Genomic DNA, 6,888 nt, shown 5'->3' with positions numbered 1-6,888 from the left:
GATGGTTATACCGATTATCTTATCGTTAGCGTATCTTACAATTATTCCCTCTTCGAGGTATTCAGAATCGGTAGCCTCTTTACCAGACTCAAAATTAAGATAGAGCACATCTGCTTCTCGGTCATAATCGGCCTGAATCTTGGGCAAGTTCATAGCCTTATCGGTACCCCTGGCTTTCGATCTGACAATTTTCATTTGCTATTTTTCAAATTTAAATTTGTGAACGATCTGTCAAGCCGTTTCAGGAGGGTGTTCGAAAAAACTAGATATTGACGTTGGGGGAGCCTAGAATTAACTCCCCCAACATGAGAAGAAGCAAACTGCGTCTCAAGACCATCTTCAAAATAACCCGAGCCATAATAAATGAAAAGCCCCTGGCCTTTCGAGGTCGCCCAAAAACTTATTCCGATGCCTTCATTATCTCTATCTTCCTCTACCAAACCCTAAAAAATCTATCCTACCGAGAAGCCCTAGAAGAGGCCTTCGATATATTGGGACGAAGACCCGCCCTTTCTACCTACCACTACCGAGTCTCAAAATTCCCTAAACAATCCCTGAAAATCCTTCTCCAAGAATTGGCCCGAAAACTTCTAGCAAAAGAACATCACCTCTTTTTCTTTATCTCTGATGGCACCGGTTTTAGTTATCATGACCTCTATCCTTTAAAATTCTTAAGAGGCTCAGAAATCAGAAAAGTAAAAGCCCATATAAGAGTGGTCCCCATAATCGGAGTAACTTCATCCGGAAAAAGAATCGTCATTACCGCTGAAACCGGAGGTCCCTATGCCAGCGAGGTAAAACTTCTCCTGGAAGCTCTGACAGAAATTGATCCGGTCACTTTTAAAGCCGAATGTTTTATAGCAGATAAATGCTATGACAGTCTCAAGGTCATGGAAAAACTTGTAGAGCTTGGATTAAAACCGGCCATAAGAGTAAAAGAAACCTTCAGGCAGAAGGTAAAACATCCTCTGCGGAAAGATTCCAGAATTTTCTGGGAGAAATGGGGCCGAAATAGATATCTGATTGAAAGTTTGTTTGGTACGGTAAAACTGAAAATAGGCTCGCATTTTAGGGTAAGAAAGGAAGAAATAGCCCAGAAGAGAGGACTGGCCGCTTTTGTGCTCTATAATATGTACCTCCTGGCTACCCTCCTCTATATCTCGTTGCTCCTTAAAAACTATTTTCGAACACTCTCTGGTTGGGCTTGAGTGTCCCAGGGCGGCGCCTACCTGTTCGTAGGTGAAGCCGAGCTGTAAGAGTTGCATGGCGAAGCTGTGCCTCACGGCCTGGTAGAGGTTTATCCCCTCGACGTCCGCCTTTTTGCAGGCGGCCTTGAAGACCCGGGATAGATACTTCTATTTCCGGTTGATCCCCTCGGCCAGATTGGTCGAAGAAAACAGCGGTCTCACCTCCTCCGGATACTTCAAAAAGGCCAGATAGTGTTCTTTTTTCTTCGCAATCAGATTCACAAAGGTGGAGTCCTGGGGGAACTCCTTGAGAAGAGAATCGAAAAGCCTCAAGCCTTCCTCTTTCAAAATTGAATACCACCGGGCTTATAGGCCTTATTTCGGGCGATGGCAAGGAGGATTTTCGGGGTGGAGAGCTGGGAGGCCTTTGAGGAGAGGCTGCTGGGTGCGAGGCTTCGTCCTAAACTCGTGGCCTTAGAGGTGAAATACCACTGGAGGTGGCCTATCACGCCACTTTGATACAAGGCCTAACAATAAAAACAAGAATCCTTTTAACCAAGAAGTAAAGCTATGCTAATCAAAACGGTCAAGATATCCAAGAAGGGACAGATTGCTCTTTCCAAAGAAATGAGGAGAGGCTCTCGGCTCTGGGGTTCTTAAGCTCGTTCTTCGGGATCGGAAGGTGATAATCGAGCCGGTGGAGGACATGGCCGGTTTTTTTAAAGAACTACGCCAAGCCGGTGGCTCTGGATCAGGCTAAAGAAGGAGACTGGACGGAGGCTGCGCGTAAAAAGTTTTTTACCCGCTTCCGATTAAAGTGTCTGGTTCCATCTTTTGGTCCGAAGTCTCTCGGCCGGATCGACTCTTGCGCCACTTAGAGAAGGACTCCGGCGACTCTCCGGATCTGCGTCCTGCAAGCAAGCCTTCCACGCTCAGGTCTTCGTCTATCAGAGGCCAATGGATTATTTCTCCGTCGGCAAGAAGTTCAAACTGCTTGCGTTCTTCTGGTGTAGCGTGCCATAAACGGGGATACCAGACCAGAGGCACTATTAGGATTCGTCCGTCCACCAGTTCCACTATGAGACGGTCGTCCTTAATTTCTATTTTTTTAGCTCTGGGGATTTCCGAAAAATTCATACCACTTCTCCAATAGCTCGGTCTGATTTTCTTCTACTATCCGGGCAATTCTATTTAATTCTACCATAGAAAAGCCTCGATTTTTAGCCAAGGCCACCGGGTCTAACCAAAACTTGGCCACCATCTTCTCCCGTTGCACATGAACATGAGGTGGTTCGTGGAAATCGGACGAAACGAAGAATAAGCGGTACGGACCTATCCTCTTAGCTGTGGGCATCGTGAAGAAAAGATAACTCTTCGTTTAATTTCCTGCCACTTACGGTCTTGCCGAAGGTAAAGAGCTGTTATGAGGTAGGCCAAAAATTTTTGCGGAGCGTTTCGACCGGGGAGCCACGAATTTCAAGGATTTCAGAAAATCGCCTCTTCGAGAGAAAACGGTTTTCCCCACCTATTCCCCACCTCGGAGAGAAAGCTTTTGAGAATTTTGTATACTCGTTTTCTTTCTGGTCTATGGTTTAACGAAAGAAACATCCTCGGTAAAAATGCTTTAGATAAGGACACCAAAATCATCAGCTTCTTCTAACTGGCTTTCTGCCTAGTGGCTCCAAGAGCTTGAGGTCCAGGAGTGTCTTTCCGTGGAGGAGCTTGCCTGGGAACTCAAAACCTGTGACACCGAGTGGCCCTTCTTACTTCAAGTCTGCGAGACTAGGTTAAGGATTTACCAGGGCCTAAAAAGCAAAAAATTTTATCAGCCAAAAGGATTTTTCTGCCTCCGCTCTATCTCTCACCAGAGATCTTTGAAGTGTTTAGTTTTTAATCTTTTTTTCTATTTCTGAAAGTCTTTCTTCTAGCGCCTTCTTTTCTTTTAAAAGCTCTTGCTCTCTAGTTCTCAATTTTTCAAGAGTTTCCTCAACTAGATAAAGCTCTTTTTTTATTTTTAAAATTGCATTATAGCCAGAAACTTGGTTAATTATCCGCATTAAATGAAGTTTATTAAAAAGTTTTACATTTAGTTTTCGAGCTGCTTCTTCTGCTGATTTTGTAAAATATGAATTTGTGATAACCCATGCTTCCTGAGCTTCATAAAGGTCTTTGGCTGTATATATTTCTTGAATAGCTCTTATTCCTATAGGTGATTCTCCCCCTTTTGCTTGCACTACGATTTTTGAATCGCCATTTTTTAAGACTAAGTCAGCTCCATAATCTCCTGTCGTAGGAGTTAAATTTACTTCATATCCACATTCTTCGAAAAGTTCTTTTAAGGATTCTGTAATAACCCCCTGGTTTTTGCACGACTCAAGCTGCTATTGCTAGCATATCCGACGGTGCCTGATACCCCAAGGCCTGATGCGGCCTCTCCATGTTGTAATATCTCATCCAGTTCCCTATCACCTCCCTTGCTTCACTTAAACTCCCAAATCTGTGCTGCCAAATGCATTCTTCCTTCAGCGTCCTGATAAATCTCTCTACTACTCCATTCTGCTCCGGACTATACGGCGTTATAAATTCCTGCCTCAGACCGTAAGCCCTTACCGTGGCCGTGTACCTCTTAGAGGTAAACACCAAGCCGTTATCACTCCTGAGCATTAATTCCCCAGGTATCCGCCCTAAACATCCAAACCGAGATATTAGAGCCTCTTCCAAAGCTGCCTCTGCTGTTACCGCATTTCCTCGCTTGGCTAATCGCCAGCCAAGGACCTCCCGCGTGGCACAGTCAATGACCACCGCTAAGGTGCACCATCGGTCCCGGCCACACCAAACCATCGTCAAATCCGTGGCCCATCTCTCATTGGGCCTAGTGGCTACCGAAATGCGACCTCTGGCCCGCGGCCGACTACCCTTCGGTCTCCTCCTCACCTGCCAACCCTTCCTCTGACAGATCCTCTGCACCACCTTCCGGTTCCAGCCCAATACCGCTGCTATCCGCCGATATCCATAGCTCGGAAACCTCTCTATCACTTCTCTCACCTTGGCCACTTTATCCTCGTCAAGTGGTCTCTTGCGTCCCTTGGGTCGATAATAAAGCGTCCCCCTGGCAACCCCCAGCCACCGACAAAGCTTACTCAAAGACACCTTGTAACCTTCAGCTGCTAGTTCTGCCTGCACCGACTTTATGACGTCTCGTCCAAGTCGAGCAGGCTTTGCAACTTTTTTAGGGCTTTGATCTCCAGCTGAGCTTCTCCTAGGGCTGCATACGCTTCCCTGAGTTTAGCTTCATATTGTTCACGAAGGTCTCTAGGACGAGCTCGTAAGCCATTTTCCATGCTACGAATACCTTCCTCTACCCAGCCCTCAATTTCACTGGGCTTGAGATCGTAACGCCTTGCAACCTCAGCTACGGTGGTCTTGCCCTTTAGAATGTCTAAAACTACCTGGGTCTTGCGCTTAGCTGTCCAACGTTTGACCTCTGGTTCTGGTGAGCTCATTTTCCCCTCCTTCCCGCATTATACCCTGTGCAGTCCTGGAGGGGGTCACTACACAAGGAGGCGCCGGGATGGTGGTTTGGGGCCGAGGAGGCAAAGTTACCTTCCCGGCCTTTTTGACTTTAGTCCTCGCACCCGCACCCGTCGTTGATGTCCTCTTCCTCCTCGGGCCCGGGCTTCTGGGTCTTAGTCTGGGCCAGAAGGTCATTGACGGTCTTCTCAAGCTTGTACTTGGCGTGGCCCAGGTCTTCGGACATCCACATAGTGTGAGTCTTGAGCACGTCCAGGATCGTGGAGAAACCGTCCTGGACTTTTCGGGCTAGGAAGGCAAGGCCCTCCCGATCCTTCGGGTCCGCTTCTCTAGCCTCTTCAGCTAACCGGGCCACGTCGGCCAGGAAGTCCAGGGCCACGGCCACGTCTATAAGCTCACGGGGCTTGATGTCGAAGTCTTCAAGGTGTCTTGTAAGCTCTTCTCTCATAGGGCACCTCCTTTGAGCTTGCTTGCTTGCTTGCTAGCATATTCAAGATTCCCTCTATGTCAAGTATGCAAGTTTGCTTGTTAAAAAGTTCAAGATAGGGTAATCTATAAGTGGGAGGCTGTTATGGGCAAAAGAAATAGGAAAATGTTTGCCACCCCCTTAGATCAAGACCTCTTGAAGGAGCTTAAGCACCTGGCCGTGGAGCAGAACCGTCGTCTCAATGACCTCCTCGAGGAGGCCATGCGGGATCTCTTGCGGAAGTATGGCCGTTCGGTTCCTGAAGAGGGCCAGGGAGAGGAATAGGGCTAGGCTACTTTGTCTCGTCTTTGGAGATGTCTCTTTAAAAAACCTGCAAACTCTAAAAAGAGCTTTTCTTTTTCACTCGGATCGCTTTTTGCAATTGCCTCGATGCTATAGGCCAGATCTATGGGCCTTCCGGTATATTTTAGCTCAGCCAACCGAAGACAGTTAATCAGCATCCTTAAAGCCGTCCGCTTGTTCCCGTCCTGAAAAGGATGCCCTTTGACCAGAAGGTAGACCGCCAACGAAACCCTTTCTATAAAATCGAGGGATCTTCCCTCTTGGGCCATATAATGGGCGGTTTGCTCCACGAGCTCTGCCAGATTCACTAAGAGCTCGGGCTTGAGAACACCAAAAGAACCGCCCTCTTTTTGGATTGACTTCCAGTTAAGGAGGACTAGTGTCCTGGGGGAAAGACAGTTTCTTAGTGCTCGGCTAGGTATTTCAGGGCCTCTTGCCATTCAGGGGTGGAAAGCTCTTCCTCGGTGGCCTCTACCTCTTGAAGTATACGGGACCACTCCTCTTTATCGGCCTCTTCATTTCTAGTTGTAAAGGAGGCCTTAAAATAGTAGGCCATGACCTGGTTTAGCTCTTCCCTGGTTAACATCTTCATGTTTCCATTTTCCCGAACCGAGGGAGTCCCGTCAAGGCTTCGATATTTCAAGAACCGCTAGGCCCTGGCTCCTCCAGCCACCTCTTAAGCGCTGAAAGCGTCGTGACCGGCTTCTTATATCCTCGCTTGGTGGGCAAAAACTTGATGGGTAAGCCCCACCGCTCCCAATTATCCTTAAGCGTCCTCTCCGAAACCCTTAAAATCCTGGCTATCTCCTTCCAGCCCATGAGAAGGTCCATAGTTTCCATTTTGCCACAAATAGAACCTATTTTTCGCCCTTTTTGGCTCTCCGGTTCTGAGAAGGACACTCAAGCTTTACTTTGATCTTGCTCAAAGGACAGTTCGTTTTCTCCAGAGCCTGCAAAAACTTGAAGTAGGGAGCCTCAAACTCCTCCAGGCTCCACCTCTCATCCACCTTGGGCGTATAGGCCCCTTTCCGGGCATAGGACCGCAGGATCTCAAAGATTTCTTTCCGCAAGATCTCCCGAACCTGCTCCAAGGTGAGCCTCCGGCCTGCCAATTGTTTGGCTAGCTTAAACTCCAGGGCAATAAGCCCTTGCCGGAATTCGGCAGCCCGTTGTGTCCACTCGATCTCCACCCGCTCAATCAGGTTCCCCTTCCCGTTTTCATTCCTTATAGGTAGGCTCGAAACCTTGAAACTATAAAGACAGAAGAAGACCTGAGAAAGGTTTCCATTCCTTATAGGTAGGCTCGAAACCGTAATTTGGAAATATGTTCACGACCACTTTATTGTGTTTCCATTCCTTATAGGTAGGCTCGAAACTTATCCCCCCTACTATGCCACCAAT

General features: G+C 47.5%; 14 protein-coding genes and 1 pseudogene. 3 read left to right on the top strand and 12 right to left on the bottom strand.

The window, feature by feature from the left end; genetic code table 11:
* Window positions 1–195, bottom strand: a 195-nt coding sequence (locus TDIS_RS10450) for a DUF2283 domain-containing protein (RefSeq protein ID WP_068671834.1), incomplete at its 3' end; no start/stop codon positions are given.
* A gap of 110 nt (window positions 196–305) precedes the next feature.
* On the opposite strand from TDIS_RS10450, the gene TDIS_RS10445 reads away from it, so the two are divergent.
* The gene (locus TDIS_RS10445) at window positions 306–1,208 is read left to right on the top strand and encodes a transposase (protein WP_068671833.1); all 903 of its coding nucleotides are present in this window, start codon (window positions 306–308) and stop codon (window positions 1,206–1,208) included.
* 147 nt (window positions 1,209–1,355) lie between these two features.
* On the opposite strand, the gene TDIS_RS10440 is transcribed toward TDIS_RS10445, so the two are convergent.
* Window positions 1,356–1,520, bottom strand: coding sequence for a hypothetical protein (locus TDIS_RS10440; protein ID WP_153303841.1), 165 nt, complete (start codon window positions 1,518–1,520; stop codon window positions 1,356–1,358).
* A gap of 39 nt (window positions 1,521–1,559) precedes the next feature.
* On the opposite strand from TDIS_RS10440, the pseudogene TDIS_RS11595 reads away from it, so the two are divergent.
* A pseudogene (locus TDIS_RS11595) lies at window positions 1,560–1,706 on the top strand (ISH6 family transposase); the annotation flags it as partial.
* A gap of 279 nt (window positions 1,707–1,985) precedes the next feature.
* Here the strand turns inward: TDIS_RS11595 and TDIS_RS10435 are convergent.
* The 6 genes from TDIS_RS10435 to TDIS_RS10405 all read right to left on the bottom strand — a co-directional run bounded on the left by TDIS_RS10435 (window position 1,986) and on the right by TDIS_RS10405 (window position 5,166).
* A complete protein-coding gene (locus TDIS_RS10435; RefSeq protein ID WP_068671831.1) occupies window positions 1,986–2,324 on the bottom strand; it encodes a DUF2442 domain-containing protein in 339 nt (112 codons plus the stop codon).
* Window positions 2,296–2,541: a DUF4160 domain-containing protein gene (locus tag TDIS_RS10430; protein WP_068671830.1), complete on the bottom strand. Its 246-nt coding sequence runs from the start codon at window positions 2,539–2,541 to the stop codon at window positions 2,296–2,298. The genes TDIS_RS10435 and TDIS_RS10430 overlap by 29 nt, the downstream gene beginning before the upstream one ends.
* Before the next feature lie 529 nt (window positions 2,542–3,070).
* Window positions 3,071–3,538: a restriction endonuclease gene (locus tag TDIS_RS10925; RefSeq protein WP_084271085.1), complete on the bottom strand. Its 468-nt coding sequence runs from the start codon at window positions 3,536–3,538 to the stop codon at window positions 3,071–3,073.
* Window positions 3,539–3,560: 22 nt separating this feature from the next.
* Window positions 3,561–4,370: an IS3 family transposase gene (locus TDIS_RS10415; protein WP_208595710.1), complete on the bottom strand. Its 810-nt coding sequence runs from the start codon at window positions 4,368–4,370 to the stop codon at window positions 3,561–3,563.
* Window positions 4,371–4,375: 5 nt separating this feature from the next.
* Window positions 4,376–4,690 carry a DUF1153 domain-containing protein gene (locus TDIS_RS10410; protein ID WP_068671826.1) on the bottom strand — a complete coding sequence of 105 codons (315 nt, stop codon included), beginning with the start codon at window positions 4,688–4,690 and terminating at the stop codon, window positions 4,376–4,378.
* 119 nt (window positions 4,691–4,809) lie between these two features.
* On the bottom strand, window positions 4,810–5,166 hold the full coding sequence (locus tag TDIS_RS10405) for a hypothetical protein (RefSeq protein ID WP_068671825.1): 357 nt from the start codon (window positions 5,164–5,166) through the stop codon (window positions 4,810–4,812).
* A gap of 123 nt (window positions 5,167–5,289) precedes the next feature.
* On the opposite strand from TDIS_RS10405, the gene TDIS_RS10400 reads away from it, so the two are divergent.
* Entirely contained in the window at window positions 5,290–5,469 is a 180-nt protein-coding gene (locus TDIS_RS10400; RefSeq protein ID WP_068671824.1) for a ribbon-helix-helix domain-containing protein, read from the top strand.
* Window positions 5,470–5,471: 2 nt separating this feature from the next.
* Here TDIS_RS10400 and TDIS_RS10395 read toward each other — a convergent pair whose 3' ends face one another.
* Genes TDIS_RS10395 through TDIS_RS11105 form a run of 4 tightly spaced genes read right to left on the bottom strand, consistent with a single transcriptional unit; the run spans window position 5,472 to window position 6,677 of the window.
* Complete coding sequence (locus TDIS_RS10395; protein ID WP_084271083.1) at window positions 5,472–5,927, bottom strand: Fic family protein; 456 nt, start codon at window positions 5,925–5,927, stop codon at window positions 5,472–5,474.
* A complete protein-coding gene (locus TDIS_RS10390) occupies window positions 5,891–6,079 on the bottom strand; it encodes a hypothetical protein (protein WP_153303840.1) in 189 nt (62 codons plus the stop codon). Before TDIS_RS10390 ends, TDIS_RS10395 begins: the two co-directional genes overlap by 37 nt.
* Window positions 6,080–6,126: 47 nt before the next feature.
* Complete coding sequence (locus TDIS_RS10385) at window positions 6,127–6,318, bottom strand: hypothetical protein (RefSeq protein ID WP_153303839.1); 192 nt, start codon at window positions 6,316–6,318, stop codon at window positions 6,127–6,129.
* 26 nt (window positions 6,319–6,344) lie between these two features.
* Window positions 6,345–6,677 carry a hypothetical protein gene (locus TDIS_RS11105; protein WP_153303838.1) on the bottom strand — a complete coding sequence of 111 codons (333 nt, stop codon included), beginning with the start codon at window positions 6,675–6,677 and terminating at the stop codon, window positions 6,345–6,347.
* Between the last annotated feature and the right edge of the window lie 211 nt (window positions 6,678–6,888).

The sequence above is a fragment of the Thermosulfurimonas dismutans genome (assembly GCF_001652585.1).
In the GTDB taxonomy this organism is placed as follows: domain Bacteria; phylum Desulfobacterota; class Thermodesulfobacteria; order Thermodesulfobacteriales; family Thermodesulfobacteriaceae; genus Thermosulfurimonas; species Thermosulfurimonas dismutans.
Note: the sequence above shows the minus strand (reverse complement) of the source record. Positions and strands in the feature narration are given on the sequence as shown.

Coding starts and splice junctions, on each gene's coding strand:
- TDIS_RS10445 (WP_068671833.1), top strand. CDS start 306: ATGAGAAGAAGCAAACTGCGTCTCAAGACCATCTTCAAAATAACCCGA.
- TDIS_RS10435 (WP_068671831.1), bottom strand. CDS start 2,324: ATGAATTTTTCGGAAATCCCCAGAGCTAAAAAAATAGAAATTAAGGAC.
- TDIS_RS10430 (WP_068671830.1), bottom strand. CDS start 2,541: ATGCCCACAGCTAAGAGGATAGGTCCGTACCGCTTATTCTTCGTTTCG.
- TDIS_RS10410 (WP_068671826.1), bottom strand. CDS start 4,690: ATGAGCTCACCAGAACCAGAGGTCAAACGTTGGACAGCTAAGCGCAAG.
- TDIS_RS10405 (WP_068671825.1), bottom strand. CDS start 5,166: ATGAGAGAAGAGCTTACAAGACACCTTGAAGACTTCGACATCAAGCCC.
- TDIS_RS10400 (WP_068671824.1), top strand. CDS start 5,290: ATGGGCAAAAGAAATAGGAAAATGTTTGCCACCCCCTTAGATCAAGAC.
- TDIS_RS10395 (WP_084271083.1), bottom strand. CDS start 5,927: ATGGCAAGAGGCCCTGAAATACCTAGCCGAGCACTAAGAAACTGTCTT.
- TDIS_RS10390 (WP_153303840.1), bottom strand. CDS start 6,079: ATGAAGATGTTAACCAGGGAAGAGCTAAACCAGGTCATGGCCTACTAT.
- TDIS_RS10385 (WP_153303839.1), bottom strand. CDS start 6,318: ATGGACCTTCTCATGGGCTGGAAGGAGATAGCCAGGATTTTAAGGGTT.